Annotated in this window: 13 protein-coding genes; 6 read left to right on the forward strand and 7 right to left on the reverse strand. The window is 63.2% G+C overall.

What is annotated here, in order from left to right; all coding sequences use genetic code 11:
* The first annotated feature begins 194 nt into the window (after positions 1–194).
* Genes L8U58_RS09985 through L8U58_RS10005 form a run of 5 tightly spaced genes read left to right on the forward strand, consistent with a single transcriptional unit; the run spans position 195 to position 6752 of the window.
* Positions 195–947, forward strand: a complete 753-nt coding sequence (locus L8U58_RS09985) for an ABC transporter ATP-binding protein (protein WP_034969733.1) — start codon at positions 195–197, stop codon at positions 945–947.
* Positions 948–949: 2 nt separating this feature from the next.
* The gene (locus tag L8U58_RS09990; protein ID WP_269955258.1) at positions 950–3589 is read left to right on the forward strand and encodes an ABC transporter permease; all 2640 of its coding nucleotides are present in this window, start codon (positions 950–952) and stop codon (positions 3587–3589) included.
* A gap of 29 nt (positions 3590–3618) precedes the next feature.
* Positions 3619–4581, forward strand: a complete 963-nt coding sequence (locus tag L8U58_RS09995; RefSeq protein ID WP_034974757.1) for an alpha/beta hydrolase family protein — start codon at positions 3619–3621, stop codon at positions 4579–4581.
* A gap of 45 nt (positions 4582–4626) precedes the next feature.
* Positions 4627–5901, forward strand: a complete 1275-nt coding sequence (locus L8U58_RS10000) for an NRAMP family divalent metal transporter (protein ID WP_420839893.1) — start codon at positions 4627–4629, stop codon at positions 5899–5901.
* 38 nt (positions 5902–5939) lie between these two features.
* Positions 5940–6752, forward strand: coding sequence for a putative hydro-lyase (locus tag L8U58_RS10005; protein WP_269955259.1), 813 nt, complete (start codon positions 5940–5942; stop codon positions 6750–6752).
* Between the two features lie 30 nt (positions 6753–6782).
* On the opposite strand, the gene L8U58_RS10010 is transcribed toward L8U58_RS10005, so the two are convergent.
* From L8U58_RS10010 to L8U58_RS10040, 7 genes are all read right to left on the reverse strand, one after another.
* A complete protein-coding gene (locus tag L8U58_RS10010; protein WP_070550576.1) occupies positions 6783–7427 on the reverse strand; it encodes a GntR family transcriptional regulator in 645 nt (214 codons plus the stop codon).
* Positions 7428–7441: 14 nt separating this feature from the next.
* A complete protein-coding gene (locus L8U58_RS10015) occupies positions 7442–9256 on the reverse strand; it encodes an acetyl/propionyl/methylcrotonyl-CoA carboxylase subunit alpha (RefSeq protein ID WP_187401790.1) in 1815 nt (604 codons plus the stop codon).
* Between the two features lie 49 nt (positions 9257–9305).
* Positions 9306–10979, reverse strand: coding sequence for a 5-oxoprolinase subunit B/C family protein (locus tag L8U58_RS10020; protein WP_269955260.1), 1674 nt, complete (start codon positions 10977–10979; stop codon positions 9306–9308).
* Complete coding sequence (locus L8U58_RS10025; RefSeq protein ID WP_034974747.1) at positions 10976–11752, reverse strand: LamB/YcsF family protein; 777 nt, start codon at positions 11750–11752, stop codon at positions 10976–10978. Before L8U58_RS10025 ends, L8U58_RS10020 begins: the two co-directional genes overlap by 4 nt.
* 161 nt (positions 11753–11913) lie before the next feature.
* Positions 11914–12606: a DUF3239 domain-containing protein gene (locus tag L8U58_RS10030; RefSeq protein WP_034969708.1), complete on the reverse strand. Its 693-nt coding sequence runs from the start codon at positions 12604–12606 to the stop codon at positions 11914–11916.
* Between the two features lie 36 nt (positions 12607–12642).
* The gene (locus L8U58_RS10035; RefSeq protein WP_269955261.1) at positions 12643–14289 is read right to left on the reverse strand and encodes a DNA repair helicase XPB; all 1647 of its coding nucleotides are present in this window, start codon (positions 14287–14289) and stop codon (positions 12643–12645) included.
* A gap of 95 nt (positions 14290–14384) precedes the next feature.
* Entirely contained in the window at positions 14385–16925 is a 2541-nt protein-coding gene (locus tag L8U58_RS10040) for a helicase-associated domain-containing protein (protein ID WP_269955262.1), read from the reverse strand.
* 59 nt (positions 16926–16984) lie between these two features.
* On the opposite strand from L8U58_RS10040, the gene L8U58_RS10045 reads away from it, so the two are divergent.
* Entirely contained in the window at positions 16985–17173 is a 189-nt protein-coding gene (locus L8U58_RS10045) for a hypothetical protein (protein WP_034969700.1), read from the forward strand.
* Positions 17174–17262 lie beyond the last annotated feature (89 nt).

Consider the following 17262-nt stretch of genomic DNA (forward strand, 5'->3'; position numbering starts at 1 on the left):
AAGAGAAAGACCCTAGGGGCTCCGATTTACTGGAGCCCCTCGGGTCTTTTTCTTGTTGTCGGGAAGACTGTGAAGGAAGAGCCTATAATTAGCTTGTTTAAACAGTTTACTTTTGGAGGCCGCCCTCGGCGTCCAGACAACAACCCGCATACAGGCCCCCATGCAAGTTGGGGAACCTCTAAGGAGCAACGCTGATGAAGCACACAGATACAAACCAAACACACAGCGCCGCTCGGGCAGTAGACCTACAGAAGATCTACGGCCACGGAGAGACAGAGGTACGGGCAGTCGACGGCATCTCCATCGACTTCGCCGACGGACAGTTCACCGCCATCATGGGACCCAGCGGCTCCGGTAAATCCACCCTCATGCACTGCATGGCCGGCCTCGACTCAATCTCCAGTGGTAAGGCGTTGATCGGCGATACGGATATTTCCACGCTGAACGACAAACAGATCACCGCACTCCGCCGCGATCGGCTGGGATTCATCTTCCAGTCCTTCAACCTTGTCCCTACCCTCACCGCGAAGGAAAACATCACTTTGCCGCTGGACATCGCCGGCCGCAAGGTCAACCAAGAATGGTTCGACGAGGTTGTTGTACGCCTCGGCCTAAAGGAACGCCTGAACCACCGTCCTTCGGAGCTCTCCGGCGGTCAGCAGCAACGCGTCGCCTGCGCTCGCGCACTGGTAACCCAGCCGGACATCATCTTTGGCGACGAACCCACCGGCAACCTGGATTCCAATAGCTCCGCCGAAGTCCTCAGCATTCTGCGCAACGCCGTCGACAAGGACGGCCAGACAGTCGTCATCGTCACTCACGATCCAAAGGCCGCCTCCTACGCGGACCGCGTCGTATTCCTCGCCGACGGTCAAATCGCAGACGAGCTGACCAAGCCTGACGTTGATGCAATCCTGGGCGTCATGGGCAAGCTGGAGGAGCACTAGTCATGCCCAACTCCACTCGTGTCCACAAACACCGCGGATCGGCAGATGCAGGTAAATCCCGCAGCAGTCATACTCGTGCTGTCGCGAAGGTCTCGTACCGCAGTGTGCTCGCTAACAAGATCCGCTTCACCCTCACCATCATCGCGGTGGTGCTCGGAACCGCGTTTATTTCGGGCTCCTTCATGTTCACCGACATGATGCAGAAGTCTTTCAACGGAGTATTCGAAAATGTTTATTCCGCTGTAGATGTTGACGTATCCCAGAAGGATCCGACAAAGCCGATCACCGAGGAGACCAGGAAGAAGCTGGAGTCTAACCAGGATGTCAAAAGCGTTGCAATGGCATCCGAAACGACAGCCGTCGTCGCCAAGGACGGTAAGCAGCTAAGCACCGGCGGCGCCCCCTCGGTGGTGCTTCCCAATGACACTGACGAGGATGCCCCGGGCCCGTCAATCACCATGGTGGACGGTCGCGCGCCCAAGGGTGCCAAAGAGACCATGATCAACAGCGATGCCGCTGAGAAGCATGGAGTGCACGTCGGTGACACCCTGAAAGCCATCGACATTCGGAATAGCCACGAATACAAAGTCGTCGGTATCTACAACACGGACTTTTCGGTCGGCGGCTACCTCGGCCTTGCCATCGAGCCCTCTGTCTATATCGAGCGCTACACGGACGGTACTTTCCCCGATGGCTTCTGGCTCGCTGCCCGCGATGGCGTAACCCCGGATCAGCTTAAAGACTCGATCCAGAAGCAATTCCCGGAACTCAAGGTCGTCACCGGTGACTCGATCGTTGAACAGGCAACCAAGGAGGTCAAGGAAGGCCTCAGCTTCGTTAACTACTTCCTGCTTGCCTTTGCACTGGTTAGCCTCCTCGTCGGCGCTTTTATCATCGCCAACACGTTCTCCATGGTGGTTGCCCAGCGCATGCGCGAGTTCGCACTTCTGCGCTCCCTGGGCGCTTCTCGTATACAGCTGACGACCTCCGTGGTTTTCGAGGCCGTGCTCGTCGGTGTGGTCGGTTCGCTCCTCGGCATCCTCGCCGGCATGGGACTATCCAAGGGCATTTTCGCGCTCATGGACATGGCCGGTTTCGGTCTGCCGAGCAGTGGGCTTAGCCTGACCCCGCAGGCCATCATCCTTCCTCTGGTCATCGGCGTGCTCATCACGGTTATCTCCGCATGGGCGCCCGCCCGCCGCGCAGGTCGCGTGCACCCGGTGGAGGCTATGCGCTCCGGCGATGTTTCCAGCGCCTCGCCACTGAAGCTGCGGACGATCGCGGGGCTGATCGTGAGCCTTGCAGGTGTGGCTGCGGCGGTAGCTGCGCTGTTGCTGAATGACGCCGACACGAAGAACCGCGCGGTCATTCTCGGAGTCGGCGCGCTACTGGTGATCGTCGGTACTTTCCTGATCTCTCCGGCGCTGTCAATGCCAGTTGTCCCCGCACTGGGGCGCGTCATTGGCGCGCCCTTTGGGGCGGTTGGAAAGTTGGCGTCCACAAACTCGCGAAGGAACCCGCGACGGACCGCGACGACGGCGTTTGCTCTTACCCTGGGCGTGGCTCTCGTGGCGGCATTTGGCATGGTCGGCGCGACGATGAAGGGCGCAATGGAAGGCATGATCGGCGATACGATCAAGTCCGACCTCGTGGTCAGTGGTCCTCAGAACCAGGGATTCCCGCTGCCCAAGGGCGTGGAGAAGGCCGTGGAGGAAACTGAAGGTGTGGAATCTTCTTCCACGGTTGGTGCGGCGCCCATCAGCATGGGCAAACCCATGGACGAAGGCAATGTCACATACAGCGGTATGTACGCCTTCTACTACAAGGGTGACCTGGGTAAATCCATGGGTCTTAAGTCCCTGGGGGAAGGCCTGAAGACCGACGAGCCGGGCTTCTACGCTTCCGAAAACAAGGCTAAATCCATGAAATGGAACGTCGGCGACATGGTGCCGATGTATCGCGTTGGTCAGGGGAAGATGGGCGAAGTGAAGCTGCTCGGAATCTACACCGAGCCGATCCAGCCCCAGATCCTGATCAACGAGGCTGCACTGGCGCCTTACTCGGGCAAGGGCAAGCCCCTGTCTGAAGTAGGGGACCTGAGGATCATGCAAGTTTTCGTCCACGGTGACGGAAGCGTCCGCGACAAGGAACTGCAGGAGAGGGTGCGCAAATCGGTAGAGCCGTTCATCGTGGCGGATGTTCTGACCACCGCCGAGTACGCGGGCACCGTCTCCTCCGGTATTGATCAGCTGCTCATGATCCTCAATGCCATGCTGGCGCTGTCGATCCTGGTAGCCATCCTGGGCATCATCAACACCCTGGCGCTGAACGTGATCGAACGGAAGCAGGAGATCGGTATGCTGCGCGCGGTGGGCACGTTCCGCGGGCAAGTGCGCCGGATGATCACCCTCGAAGCCGTGCAGATCGCCATCTACGGTGCGCTGCTCGGCGTACTCATCGGCGTGAGCCTGGGCTGGGTATTCGTAAAGGTGCTGGCTTCCGAGGGACTGGATAGCGTGGTGTTCCCATGGTTGCTGCTGGTCGGGATGGTGGTCGGCTCCGGCATAGTGGGTGTGCTCGCCGCGATTTGGCCGGCGCACAAGGCGGCGAAAACCTCCCCGCTGGAAGCGATCGCCGATTAAGGCGAAGCGTACAACTACAATCGTTAACCATGAGCGAGCAGACCCCGAACTCCGACATCGTCAACCTGCCGGGAGCAGATCGCGATGTTCAGGCTGGTGTGGAGCCACTGACGGCGAAGCAGCAGCTGGAGCAGCTGAACAATTTCTTCGAGGACAACTACCCGGAGATCTTTAGCTCCCTCGTCACCGATGAGGGAGCCCGCTACAAGGAGCAATCCTGCCCCGTTCCCGCCGAACTGGTCGACGATACCGAACGGATGTGGGCACGCGTCCCTGACTTGTTGGCGCACAGCAGCCTGTTGGTGCTGGGCGCTGGGCTGGACCATCGCATGCCGCACGTCGCCTACACTTCTCAGGTGCGGGCCGAACCCTGGTCGAAGCAGTATCGCGCCCTGCCGGATGGGGTTGCAGGCACGGTGTTGACGCCCCCTAATCCCACCGGCGCTGTAGCCGTGAGTTTGCACGGCGGACCAGGGTGGTTCGGTGACGGTGCAAGCCACGACCAGTTCTGGCTGCCGCTTTTCGCTTCCATCGCAGAGCGCTCTGGGGTGACCATTGTGGATCTGACCTACCCGCTTCCCGGCTACGGAGCCTGGGACCTCACCCAGCAGGATGTTGCGGAGGCGATCGCGCAGGTCAAGGAGGAGCTGGAGCCTAAAGCCTTTGGTTTGATCGTCTTCGGCAGCGGATTGGTGGCAGCCAGCCAGGTTGTGGGTACGGCCTGTGGGCTGGATTTCCTGGCGGCGCTCAGCCCGCGAATCCCGGAGGGGTTCGCGGTGGATATTGCAGGGGTTCCCACGGCAGTATCCCTGGCGAAGTTTGATAGTCGGGGAACCGGAGGGGGCGTCGTAAAGAAATACTTCGAAGACAGCGGCACCGAGGTGCAGCTCTTCGAGTACGACAGTGAACACATCATCGCAGCTCCCGCGGTGTGGCGGCAGCGGGTAGACGAACTGGCGGAGTGGTTGCACCAGGTAGTTGCAGATTGTTGAACAACATTCTAAGGTGATATGGATCACTGATAGAAAGGTGCTTTAATGTCGAACACAGACGAGCACGCGGGCGACATGTCCGGAGCCAACGAGCCCACCACCGACCAGACCGCAGCCGGCGCACCGGCGACTACCCGCGCCGTCACGTTCACTGCATCGCTGGGCGCAATGTTCCTCATGGCCACCAGCGCCATCGGTCCGGGATTCATCACCCAAACCACCAAGTTCACCGTAGATTTGGGGGCGGCGTTCGCGTTTGCGATCCTGGTCTCGATCCTGGTGGATATCGCGATTCAGCTCAACGTGTGGCGCGTACTGGGCGTATCTGGCAAACGAGCAAACGAACTGGGCAACGAAGTCCTACCTGGCCTTGGCTGGGTCATGGCAGCCTTCGTGTTTGTGGGCGGTCTGATCTTCAACATCGGCAATATCGGCGGTACCGGCCTGGGGCTTAACGCGATGCTTGGCCTGAGTCCGTTGCTAGGCGGCGGACTGTCCGCAGCTATCGCTATTTTCATCTTCCTATCCAAGCGCGCAGGCATGGCGCTGGACCGCATCGTCGTTGGTCTGGGTGCGATCATGATCCTGTTGATGATCTACGTCGCGATTGTCTCTTCGCCGCCACTGGGCGAAGCACTGCAGAATACCGTGATGCCGGACGAGGTGGACTTCCTAGTGATCACCACCCTGATCGGCGGTACCGTGGGCGGCTACATCACCTTCGCCGGTGCGCACCGCATGATCGATTCCGGACAGACCGGCGTGGAAAACGTAGGCACGATTACTAAGGTCTCTATCTCCGGCATCATCGTCACCGGTGTGATGCGTGTGCTGCTGTTCCTGGCGATCCTGGGTGTGGTCGCATCGGGTGTGACGCTGGCCGGCAACAACATGGCGGCAGACGCGTTCCGCCACGCAGCTGGCGACATCGGCGTGCGCTTCTTCGGCGTGGTGCTGTGGGCTGCAGGCTTGACGTCTGTGGTGGGCGCCTCTTACACCTCGCTGACCTTCGTCACCCCGCAGTCCATGAAGAAGTCCACCTTCAACTGGTTGGTCGTCGGATTCATCATCGTGTGTGCCACGATCTACCTGGTGGTCAACCAGGCACCGCAGAAACTGCTGATCTTCGCCGGTGCGTTTAATGGTTTGATCCTGCCGATCGGCTTCGCCGTCGTACTGTGGGTGGCGTGGCGCCGCCGCGACCTGATGCAGAACTACAAGTACCCGGCATGGCTGCTGGTTCTCGGCGTAATCACCTGGCTGCTGACGTTGTACCTGAGCTGGAGTTCCTTGAGTAAGCTGCCGGAAATCTGGGCATAAGACCTGGGCGCAAGAGTCTGGGAATAAAGGAGTGAACCATGGCGAAGGGCGCAGGCAGCCAGAGGGCAGATGACCGCGGTGCGTTGCTGCCGAAGCAGGCGCGCGAGATTTTCCGGGCAGGAACCGTTACCCATACCTCGGGCTATTCGCGGGGCTATGCACAGGCGAACCTGATCACCCTTCCCCAAAAGCAGGCCTTCGACTTCCTGCTTTTCGCCCAGCGCAACCCTAAGCCTTGCCCGCTACTCGGAGTGCTAGAGGCCGGTCAGGTTTCCTCAGAGTTGCTAGCCGATGGGGATATCCGCACCGATATTCCGCTGTACCGCGTGTACCGCGGCGGCCAGCTGGAAAGCGAAATACCAGATGTGCGCGACATCTGGCGCGACGACCTGGTCAGCTTCATCATCGGCTGTTCCTTCACCTTTGAATCTGCACTGCTGGATAACGGCGTGCCGGTGGAGCACATCGCCCAGGGCAAGAACGTGCCAATGTATCGTACGACCATTCAGACGAACCCGGCCGGAGTATTCTCTGGCCCCATGGTCGTTTCCATGCGCCCCATTCCGGCTGCCCAGGTGGCCGATGCGGTGCGAATTACTTCCCGCTACCCGGCGGTGCACGGGGCGCCTGTGCACGTGGGCGATCCCGCCGCCATCGGCATTGAAGATCTGAACCACCCCGACTTCGGCGAGGCCGTGGACATTCCCGCAGGCACGATTCCGGTGTTCTGGGCCTGTGGTGTGACCCCGCAATCAGTGGTGATGGAATCCAAGCCGGAGTTTGCGATCTGCCACGCGCCGGGACACATGCTGATTACCGACGCGCGCGACCTGCAATACCAAGTGCCCTGACCAGATGCTTTGAGTTCTGCAGGGGGCGGGCTAGCCGAAGTAGCGTTCGATGTTGTCCCGTGTGTGCTGCAGGTGTTCGGCCAGCTGATCCGCGGCCTGTTGCCAGCGCTCCTCCGCGATCAGGTTCGTCACCGTCCGGTTCTGGGCGATGAATTCAATGTGAAACTGGTGGTTCAGGCGGTTGGCTCGGGCGAAGCCCAAGCGCATCTGCGCAGAAATGCGATCCATTGTTTGGTTCAGACCTTCAGCGCCGGCGCTGGCGACGATCGCACGGTGGAAAGCCTGGTTGGCATCAGCGATCGCACGGATATCCTCGTCGGTCGTCTGTGGCAAGGCGGAATCCCGTAGGTTCTCCGCTGCGGAAACGATCCCATCCAGCTTGTCCAGCCCTACCCGCCGACCCCACAGCAGAGCCCCGGGTTCCAAAACCAGCCGGGTTGCGTACATGTCGCTTAAATCCTGGCGCGTAGGCTCAACGATGAAAACACCCCGGTTTGGGATCCGCTCTAGCAGACCCTCCGAAACCAGGGTGGCGAAAACCTCCCGCAGGGTATTGCGGGAAATCCCCAGCGACTGGGCCACATTCACCTCATTAAGCTTCTCGCCCGGCGCATAAGCGCCGGAGGCAATGCCGTCAAGGAGAGCTGAATGTGCGATAGCCGACTGGGAGTGCATAGCAGTACAGCTTATTACGCGATGTGGCCCAGCGCGTCGCCCTTCGAAACATTGTCGCCCGGGTTTAGCTGCGCCAGGGTGATCGTACCGGCGGACTTGGCCTCCACCGTGGACTCCATCTTCATCGCCTCGATCGTTGCGATCGGCTGGCCGACCTCCACAGAGTCGCCGTCGGCAACCTGCCACTTCACCAACACGCCAGTGTATGGACACGCCACGGCGTTGCCGGCGGCAGGACCACCTGCAGACGCGCCTGCGCCGGAGTCGCCGGCGGCCGTGCTGGAACCGGCGGCGGGGGAGGCCGAGGGGGCGTCCGTACCAACAGAAGGGGCAGCAGCAACGCCGAAAGAAGAAGGAAGGCTCACGCGGTGCAGGCGGCCGTCGATCTCGACGGTGAGGGTGGTGCGCTCGGTGTAGGCATCCTCGACGTCCTCGGGGGAGGAACCGGCGTAGCCCGCGCCGATGCCCGGCTCGTACTCCTTGTCCACCCAGTCGGTGTAGACGTGCAGGTCATCGCCACAGAAAGCGGGGTGAGTCACGATGTCCTTGTGGAAGGGCAGTACCGTGCGCACGCCCTGGACGCGCATCTCCGCCAGGGCGGCCTGGGCACGGCGCAGAGCAACCTCGCGGTTCGGGCCCTTGACGATTAGCTTGGCCATGAGGGAATCGTAGAAACCGGGGATGGTGGATCCCGTACGAACGCCCGCGTCCACGCGGATGCCCGGGCCCGTCGGCACCTCGAACTGGGTGACGGTGCCGGGAGAGGGGACGAAGCCATTGGCAGCGTCTTCTGCGTTGATGCGGAACTCGAAGGCGTGACCGTCGCTGGCAGGATCCTCGTCGAAACTCAAAGGCAGGCCGGCGGCGATGCGGAACTGCTCGGCGACGATGTCTACGCCCGTCACGACCTCGGTGACGGGGTGCTCGACCTGCACGCGGGTGTTGACCTCGAGGAAGCTGACGGTGCCGTCTTCGGCGACGATGAACTCCACCGTGCCTGCGCCCGTGTAGTTCGCAGCCTGGCAGATGGAGCGGGAACCCTCGATGATGTCGGTGCGCTGCTGGTCAGTGAGGAACGGCGCCGGGGCCTCTTCAACGAGCTTCTGGAAGCGTCGCTGCACGGAGCAGTCGCGCGTGCCGATGACGCGGACGTTGCCGTGCGTATCGGCCAGCACCTGCGCCTCCACGTGGCGGGGCTTGGTCAGGAACTTCTCCACGTAGCACTCGCCACGGCCGAAGGCTGCTTTGGCCTCGCGGCCTGCGGATTCGAAGGCCGCCTCGATGTCGTTGTAATCGTGCACGACCTTCAGGCCGCGGCCACCGCCACCGAAAGCTGCCTTGATGGCGATGGGCATGCCGTGCTGATCGGCGAAGTCACGAGCCTGCTCCCAGTTCGGGATCGGATCCGGGGTGCCGGGAGCCAGCGGGGCGCCGACCTCGGTGGCCAAGGCGCGGGCGGCAACCTTGTTGCCCAGGGTTTCGATGGCCTCCGGGGCAGGGCCGACCCAGGTTAGGCCGGCCTCGGCGACGGCGCGGGCGAAGTCAGCGTTCTCGGAGAGGAAGCCGTAGCCGGGGTGCACGCAGTCCGCGCCGGCGCGCAGGGCGATATCCAACAGCGCCGGGATGTTCATGTACGTTTCCGCGGCGGTGTTGCCGGGCAGGGTGTAGGCCTCATCGGCAATCTTTGCGTGGAGGTTGTCCACATCCGCTTCAGAGACGACGGCGATGGAGCGAATGCCCAGGTCGCGTGCGGTACGTGCGATGCGCACTGCGATCTCGCCACGATTGGCGATAAGGACGGTCTGCAGGGGGAAGGTCTCTTGGCTCATGTGTTGGGTTCCTCGTCTTCTTTGGTTCTTCAGTGTTGTGTCGGGTGTGTTAGCGGGCAGGCTCGGTCGTTGCGGCAGGCGGGTCGAAATCCACAAGTTCGAAACGCACGGTGTCTCCCGGTGCGAACTGGCCTGCCTTATCCAGATCCTTGTCGATGACCGTGGCGATGACCGGATATCCGCCGGTAACCGGGTGGTCGGCCATGAACACCACCGGCAGGCCGTTCGGCGGCACCTGGATGCTGCCACTGACCATGCCCTCGCTGGCAAGTTCGCCGTCGCGGCTGCGCTGCAGCGGGGTGGGCTCGGCGCCGTCTTCGCCCGCCGGCAGCGCTAGGCGCAGGCCTACGCGGTTGGACTGTCCGGTGACGGTCCACTCAAGCTCTGTGAATCGCTGCAGCTCCTCGCTGCTAAACCAGTCTTCGCGCGGCCCGGCAACACAGCGCAGCACGTTGGTGCCGTCGAAGGGGTTGGTCGTCGCCGCTCCGACGGAGGCTTTGGCGGTGCGGCGCCCGGCCTTCAGCACATCGCCGGTGGATACGGGCTGTGGGCCCAGCCCAGACAGCACGTCGGTGGAGCTTGAATCCAGTACCTTGTCGGTCACCAGCCCGCCGCGCACGGCTACGTAGTTGCGCAGGCCGTTGCCGGCGCCGCCGAGTGGCTCTACCTGCAGCGTTTGCCCGGCCTTGACCTGTACCGGCGAGCCGAGCTCAACGGTGCGCCGACCAATCGAAACGGTTGCCTGCGCACCGGTAACGCACACTGCGGTATCCACCAGCGCTTCCAGCTCGATACCACCAATGTTTTCCAGCACAGTGGCCGACGACGCATTGCCCACCACATCGTTGGCCGCCCAGGCGCTTGCGCGGTCGACGGCGCCGGAGCTATTCACGCCGATGTCGCCGTGCCCCGCACGCCCCGTGTCCTGGAACAGGGTCTGCAGCCCTGCGTCGATGACCTTCACGCTCGGGCGGGCGGGGACGATAGGTGTGTTGCTTGTGGACGCCCCCACGCCCCCACCGGCCGACTTTTCCCGTGGGGCTTTTGCGTTTGAGTCGCCGGAAGCGGTGGAAGAGTCAGCCCCGGCGCTGATGGATTCCCGCACCTGGCGGTAGCGCACCGTATCGCCCGGCTGCAGGAGCGCGGGTTGCTCGGCGTTCGTGTCCCACATCGGCTGCGTGGTGTGTCCCAGCAACTGCCAGCCGCCGGGAGAGGTGCGCGGGTAGACGGCAGAGAACTGCCCGGCCAGTCCCACTGCGCCAGCCGGAACGGCCGTGCGCGGGGAGCTGCGGCGGGGAACATCCCAGGTGTAAGTGTGATCGCCTTCAGCCGGCACGCAGTAAGTAAAGCCCGGGGCGAAACCGCCGAAGGCTGCCAGCCACTGCTGCTGGGTGTGGCGGGTGATCAGCTCCTCGGTGGAAATATCCATCAGGGTCGCGACATCCGCCAGATCCTCGCCGTCGTAGACGACGTCGATGGTGACTTCCCGCGGATTCGCTTCGGCAGAGGTCTGCGGGTGGAAGTCCCGCAGGGCGCTCAAACCGGCGATGGCGGAGGAGTGGGCGTCAAAACAAACCAGAACAGTGCGCGCCGCGGCGATGGCCTCTACCTGTCCCGGCAAAGGGGTGGCGACCAGCGAGGCATGCCACGCCATGACGGTGACGAGGTCGGGCAGGTCGACGATGACGGCGCGGGTGCCGACGGGGGAAACGGAGTGGCTCACAGGAAGCTCCCGATAGTGATGTCGTTGGCCTTGAGCTCAGCGGCGATGCGCTCCGCCATGGCGACCGCGCCGGGGGAGTCGCCGTGCACGCACACCGAATCTGCGGCGGTGCGGATCGTGGAGCCATCGACGGCCTCGATTGTGCCTTCCTCGGCCATACGTACCACGCGGCGGGCGACGACCTCTGGGTCGTGTAGCACGGCGCCGTTCTCGCGGCGGGAAACCAGTGTGCCGTCCGGGTTGTAGGCGCGGTCGGCAAAGACCTCGTTGATAACGCGCAGGCCGGCCTGTTCCGCGTACGTGGCGGCAACAGCGCCGGGGAGCAGCATGACGGGCAGATCCGCGCCGAAGGCCTTGATGCCCTCGATGACGGCCTTGGCCTGGGCCTCGTGGTGGACGATCGTGTTGTACATGGCGCCGTGGGGCTTGACGTAGCGCACCTGGGTGCCACGGGCTTTGGCCAGCGCGTCCAGGGCGCCGATTTGGTAGAGGACCTCGTCGGCTAGCTCGGCGGGGGAGTAGTCGATGAAGCGACGGCCGAAACCGGCCTGGTCGTTGTAGCCGACGTGCGCGCCAACGGCAACGTTGTTCTCCGCGGCAGCCGCCAGAGTGTTAGAGATCGCGTGCGCGTCGCCGGCGTGAAAACCGCAGGCGACGTTGGCGCTGGAAACGATGGCCACCATCGCCGCATCATCGCTGACCGGGTTACCGCCGGTCGTTTCGCCGAGGTCGGCGTTGAGGTCTATGGAAAGCGGGCAGCGGGATGGGGACATGTGATCGACTCCTTGCGTGATTGGACGCGCAGTCGGACGCGTGGCCGGAGTGCGAAGCAGCGGCACCACCGGCCGGATTGTTCAACAATGTGGGTGCCAGTCTAGTGACCTACACAACCATTGTGAAATCAATCACGGGCTTTTCGCAATAGTGATCTGCGTTAGTTCTTCGGCTTTCCGCCCTTGGGCTGTTCCAGTACGTAGACACTGCGATTGGCCTTCTTGGCCTTGTCCACCTGATCCAGTAGACCGTCCAAACGGTTCCACAGATTCGTGCTAATTGCCCGCTCCGCGCGCTTCCAGACCTTCACATCCCCGGTGCCCCACGCCACCGGCATGGGGGAGATCTCCTCGTAGACCTTCGGGCCGCGCGTCGGGCGGTAGCCGGTCACTGCCATGGACGGCACCCGCGCACCGACCTCGCGAGGAACACCCGGCACAGAGGTCACGGTGCGGACCGCCAGGGCGGGGACGGTGCGCTGCGGATCCGCAGAGGCGTCCACCAGCATCAACAGCGACATGTCGCGGGCGTTGACCTCCGCGATCATCGCCGGAGCAAGCTGGTACATGTCAAAGTACTGCTGTGGCGATCCCATTTTGCGGGGCAAGATCGGGATCAAGGCCAGGCACAGTAGCGCGAACACACCCAGGGCAAAGCTGATGGCTATGGCCCACCAGTTAGAGCCTGCGGTGAGAAGCAGCACCGCCACGATCACTCCCAGAACCGCGGCCAACACACCCGCCGAGACCTGCATGCGCTTCGCATCGCGCAGGAACTCGTTGTGCTTGCGGGCGTATTCCTCGTCGACGTCGAAGTTGAAGTCGACCTGCATTGGTTGCTGGGCTGCAGACATAGGGGTGCTCCTTAAAAACGGCAGTAACTAAAGATTCTAAAGGTCGAAGGAATCGACAATGCGGTAGCCATAGCCTTGCTCGGCCAGGAAGCGTTGGCGGTGCGCGGCATAATCCGCATCCAGGGTGTCGCGGGCGACAATGGAGTAGAAGAACGCCTCGCCACCGTCCGGCTTCGGGCGCAGGATTCGGCCCAGGCGTTGTGCTTCTTCCTGGCGGGAACCGAACGTGCCGGAGATCTGAATGGCGACGGACGCGCCGGGCAGATCGATGCTGAAGTTCGCCACCTTGGAAACCACCAGCGTCTGTAACTCGCCATCGCGGAACTGCTGGTACAGCTTCTCGCGCTTGGCGTTGCCGGTCTTGCCGTCGATGACGGGCACGTCCAGTTCCTCGGCGATCTCCTCCAGCTGGTCGATGTACGCGCCGATGATGAGCGTCGGCTCGTCCGGGTGCATGTCCATGATCTTGCGCACCACCTTCGTCTTCGTCGGGGTGGTAGCGGCCAGGCGGTACTTGTCGGATTGCTCGGCGGTGGCGTAAACCATCCGCTCGGCCTCGGTCAGCTGCACGCGTACTTCGGTGCAGTCCGCCGGGGCGATCCAGCCCTGGGCTTCGATGTCCTTCCACGGGGCGTCGTAGCGCTTCGGCCCAATCAGGCTAAATACGTCGCCCTCGCGTCCGTCTTCGCGCACCAGGGTGGCGGTCAGCCCCAGGCGGCGGCGGGACTGCAGGTCAGAGGTCATGCGGAACACCGGTGCGGGCAGCAGGTGCACCTCGTCGTAGATGATCAAGCCCCAGTCGCGGGAGTCGAAAAGCTCCAGCGCCCGGTATTCGCCCTTCGATTTCCGTGTGACCACCTGGTAGGTCGCAATGGTTACGGGGCGGATTTCCTTCTTCTCTCCGGAATACTCGCCGATCTCGTCCTCGGTCAGGGAAGTGCGCCGCACCAGCTCGTCCTTCCACTGCCTGCCCGCGACCGTGTTCGTCACCAGGATCAGGGTGGTGGCCTTCGCCTTTGCCATCGAGGCCGCGCCGACCATCGTCTTTCCCGCGCCACACGGCAGGACGACCACGCCCGAGCCGCCCTCCCAGAAGCTATCGGCCGCCATCTCCTGGTAATCGCGCAGCTGCCACTGCTCGTGTTCCTGCGACAGTTCGATGGGGTGCGCCTCGCCGTCGACGTAGCCCGCCAGATCCTCGGCGGGCCAGCCGACCTTCAGTAGTTCTTGCTTGAGCCTGCCGCGCTCGGAAGGGTGCACAACGATCGAGTCGTCGTCGATCTCTGCGCCCAACATGGGCTTTATTTTTTTGTGACGCCGAATCTCCGTCAGCACAGCCCTGTCGGTCGTCTCCAGCACGAGCCCGTGGGCCGGGTGCTTGATGAGCTTCAGCCGCCCATAGCGATCCATCGTGTCGGCAATGTCAATGAGCAGCGGCTGGGGGACGGGGAACCGCGAGTAGGTCTCCAGCACGTCCATGACCTGCTCTGCATCATGCCCGGCCGCGCGGGCGTTCCACAGCGCCAGCGGGGTGATGCGGTAGGTGTGCACGTGCTCGGGCGCGCGCTCCAGCTCCGCGAACGGCGCCAGCGCGGTGCGCGCCTCCTGGGCTTGCTCGTGGTCGATTTCCAGCAGCACAGTCTTGTCCGATTGGACGATCAATGGGCCGGTGCCGATACTCACTAGCTGGCGCTCCTAACGGGTCTCGGGGCAGCTTTGGTTAGCTCTGTTTTCGGGACAACCCTCCACTGTAGTCTCCCGCGTTCGCACCAGTGGCGCTAGTACTCCACGCTGCTGAGCCGGTGCGGTTGCACGGTGAAGCTTTCCCCGCTGATTTCGGAAACCATGGCGATGGTCGAGGGGCGGATCATCACAATGGAAACCTGGTCACTGGCCTGCTGACCGTCGTTGTTGACGTAGCTGATCCGCACGATAGTTCCGGAAGAATACGCCTGCGAGATCGCCGCCATCATTTCTTCTGGCGCATGCACAACTCGCGTGCTGTCGGGCTGGCCCTGCGCATCCAGCTCGCTGGTCGTGCCCGCAGCGTTAGCACGCTCGTGGCTGCGCCGGAAACCCTCGATCGCACTCGCGATGACCTGCTCGCTGTCGTCACCCGTGCCGTCGGTGCTGCGACCGACTGATCCATCGACAGCGCAGCGCAGCCCCGGGCGCGCTGGGGTGGCCACCCGCGACAGCACCGGTGCGTCGGCGACCGCTTGGCCGCCTTCCAGGCGTAGCTGCACGCCCATGGCCTCCAACCGGTCAGTGACAAACGACAGCTGAGCTGCGGAAACCGCCACCGTCGGTGCAATCTTCCGCAGTCGCAGCCCCTCGATATCCGGCAGTGCCAAGATCCGGTCCAGCGCCGCAGGTTCCTTGGTACTCAGGTACATCTGCGCCACTCCGGCGGTAGCCAGCGACTGGCTGCGCTCCGCATCATGCAGCATGTAGCGCAGTGCCTGCGGCACGTTCTCTGCCCCGCCCAGCGCGCGGGCTTCCAGAAACTCCTCGATCTCTTCGGCGCCGAGCCCCGACCGCAGCGCCCGCTCTACCGATTCCTTGGACATTCGCCACACACTGGCCATACCACCGGATTCCTGGTCGCTAAACTTGGCCAGCATCGCCTGATCGGTCGGGTGCAGCAGCCCCGGCGCCATGATCGTGTGGTCTGCCTGCACGATCAGTTGCTCCACCGGGGCAGGCAGAATCTCCGCCAACGCGTCGGCCAGATCCGCCACGGGGTCTGCGCTGCCGCTCAGCACGTCACGCAAGGCGCCCATTGCCCGGGTAGGTACGGTTTCTCTTCTTAGGGACGCCAACACTCCGACCTCCTTCGCCTCCTCCCACACCGCATTCCAAGCGGTGTGCGTGGTGCGCCAGGCCTCACCGGGGCGCAATCGCCAGAGCTCCCGGTGAAGTTCGTTCGGTTGGGGCGTAGGGGCGTCATCAAAAAGGGCGGCGAAGGTACGGCGCAGTCCGCGGGCGGCGTGCGATGCGGTGCCGGCTTCGAAGGGGCGCGTGTCGGGTTCCTCGACGAACCAGGGGGCGTAAGCGCTGTTGGCCCAGCCGACTAGGAGGATCGCCCAGGCAGTGGCGGGGGAGGCCTCCAGGAAGTCGAGGGCGAGCTCCGTGGGAGCCCAATAGTCCCGTGCGGGCTGCCCGGCCGGGGTAGGGGTGGCGCGGCCGCGTCCGATGAGGTTCGCGTGGGCGAGCCAGGTCAGCAGATGCAGCGTGGCCTCGGCGGGTTCGTCCCGACGGCGGGCGACTTTGTTGATCTCGCGGGTGCCGATGCCGCCGGACGACAGGGGGACGATCGGGTTGCGGCCGAGGTCTTCGATGAGGTCGCTGAGATCCTGGATTAGCTGCACTGCCTGAGCGGCACCGGCATCGTCGGCGCGGGAGTTCGCGGCGGAGTCGGCTGGGCTGGTCGCACTGGTGGGCGCGAAGTGGCCACCCGGATCGGTGATGAGCGTGCCGTGCAGGAGTTGTTGCACACGGCCGGTGAGGCGGGCGGTCGTATCGTCCAGCTGATCCAAGATGCCCTGGCGGACCAGCGTGGGGAGCGGCTTCGACGGATCCGCGCCCTCGTGCAGGGAGGTTGAGTGCCCCACGCCGCCTCCCGCGGCCAAGGTGGATAACAGGCGGCGTTGGCGGGGCGGCAGTTCGTCGACCACTCCCGGCAGCTCGGCCGAGGGGATGGGGCAACGAGTGCCGTCGACGAGCCGCCAGAGCTGCTCCGTGGAGGGCTCGAACATGCGGGGGAGGTGCGGTGGGATCTTCAACTGCGTGGTCGCGCCGGGCAGTTCGGGGGAGGGGAGTTGGAAATCGGGTCCAAAGACCAGCCCCCAGTGGCATAGGGACTGGACGGCCCCGCGTACCTGCTGGTCGTTGGGGCGCTGCTGCGCGGGAGTGCCGGCGATGTCGAAGAGTTCCGTGAGCATCTCGGCCAGATCCGCCACCGTGCACGGGTGGTGGACAGCATCGAGTTCGCAGGCTGCGTGGCAAACGGCCAATTCCAGGGAGTTTAAATGGATCAGCGCCGGGTCTGGGGCATCGCCGAACAGTTCGGCGGACTGGCTGTGGCTACCCGTGCTGCCGGGGATGGACACGGCGGTAGAAAGGTTATCCAGCGCGGCGTTGTTGCCGGTGAGGTTTTCCACGAAGGTCGTGGGGTTGGAAGCCAGCAGGCGGGTAAGTAGATCCGCGAGTGCCTCGTCCGACTGCCCGAACAGCCAGTCCCCATAGGAGGGGAACCCGCTGCGGGTGGAGGCGGGAGACTTGCCTTTGGTGGTCGACTTCGCGGAATGGGGGCACATAATCGACCTATTTTAGCTTGCAGCGTGCCTTTTGCCTTCTGATATGCCAAGATACAACTATGGCTAACGTTGAGAAGAAGGGCTACGTCGACGCAGGCTGGCCCACTGATATCCCAGAGGGTCACCACGCCGTTACCGAGCTGGTGGCTGATACCGCGGGCGCTTTGAGCCCCTACGGCGACATCGAGTTCCCGGTCGATGCTTCCGAGCTGCCGTACGTCCACTCGTTCACTGTTATTAACAAGTAACTGAACGTTCACACCGAGGTGGTGTGCGTCCCCCGTGCTAGAGGGGGGATGCACACCACCTTTGTGCTTTCTGTGGGCAGGTGTGTGGC

It is taken from the genome of Corynebacterium macclintockiae, from assembly GCF_027570165.1.
Classification (GTDB): Bacteria; Actinomycetota; Actinomycetes; order Mycobacteriales; family Mycobacteriaceae; genus Corynebacterium; species Corynebacterium macclintockiae.

Coding starts and splice junctions, on each gene's coding strand:
- L8U58_RS09985 (WP_034969733.1), top strand. CDS start 195: ATGAAGCACACAGATACAAACCAAACACACAGCGCCGCTCGGGCAGTA.
- L8U58_RS09990 (WP_269955258.1), top strand. CDS start 950: ATGCCCAACTCCACTCGTGTCCACAAACACCGCGGATCGGCAGATGCA.
- L8U58_RS09995 (WP_034974757.1), top strand. CDS start 3,619: ATGAGCGAGCAGACCCCGAACTCCGACATCGTCAACCTGCCGGGAGCA.
- L8U58_RS10000 (WP_420839893.1), top strand. CDS start 4,627: ATGTCGAACACAGACGAGCACGCGGGCGACATGTCCGGAGCCAACGAG.
- L8U58_RS10005 (WP_269955259.1), top strand. CDS start 5,940: ATGGCGAAGGGCGCAGGCAGCCAGAGGGCAGATGACCGCGGTGCGTTG.
- L8U58_RS10010 (WP_070550576.1), bottom strand. CDS start 7,427: ATGCACTCCCAGTCGGCTATCGCACATTCAGCTCTCCTTGACGGCATT.
- L8U58_RS10015 (WP_187401790.1), bottom strand. CDS start 9,256: ATGAGCCAAGAGACCTTCCCCCTGCAGACCGTCCTTATCGCCAATCGT.
- L8U58_RS10025 (WP_034974747.1), bottom strand. CDS start 11,752: ATGTCCCCATCCCGCTGCCCGCTTTCCATAGACCTCAACGCCGACCTC.
- L8U58_RS10030 (WP_034969708.1), bottom strand. CDS start 12,606: ATGTCTGCAGCCCAGCAACCAATGCAGGTCGACTTCAACTTCGACGTC.
- L8U58_RS10040 (WP_269955262.1), bottom strand. CDS start 16,925: ATGTGCCCCCATTCCGCGAAGTCGACCACCAAAGGCAAGTCTCCCGCC.
- L8U58_RS10045 (WP_034969700.1), top strand. CDS start 16,985: ATGGCTAACGTTGAGAAGAAGGGCTACGTCGACGCAGGCTGGCCCACT.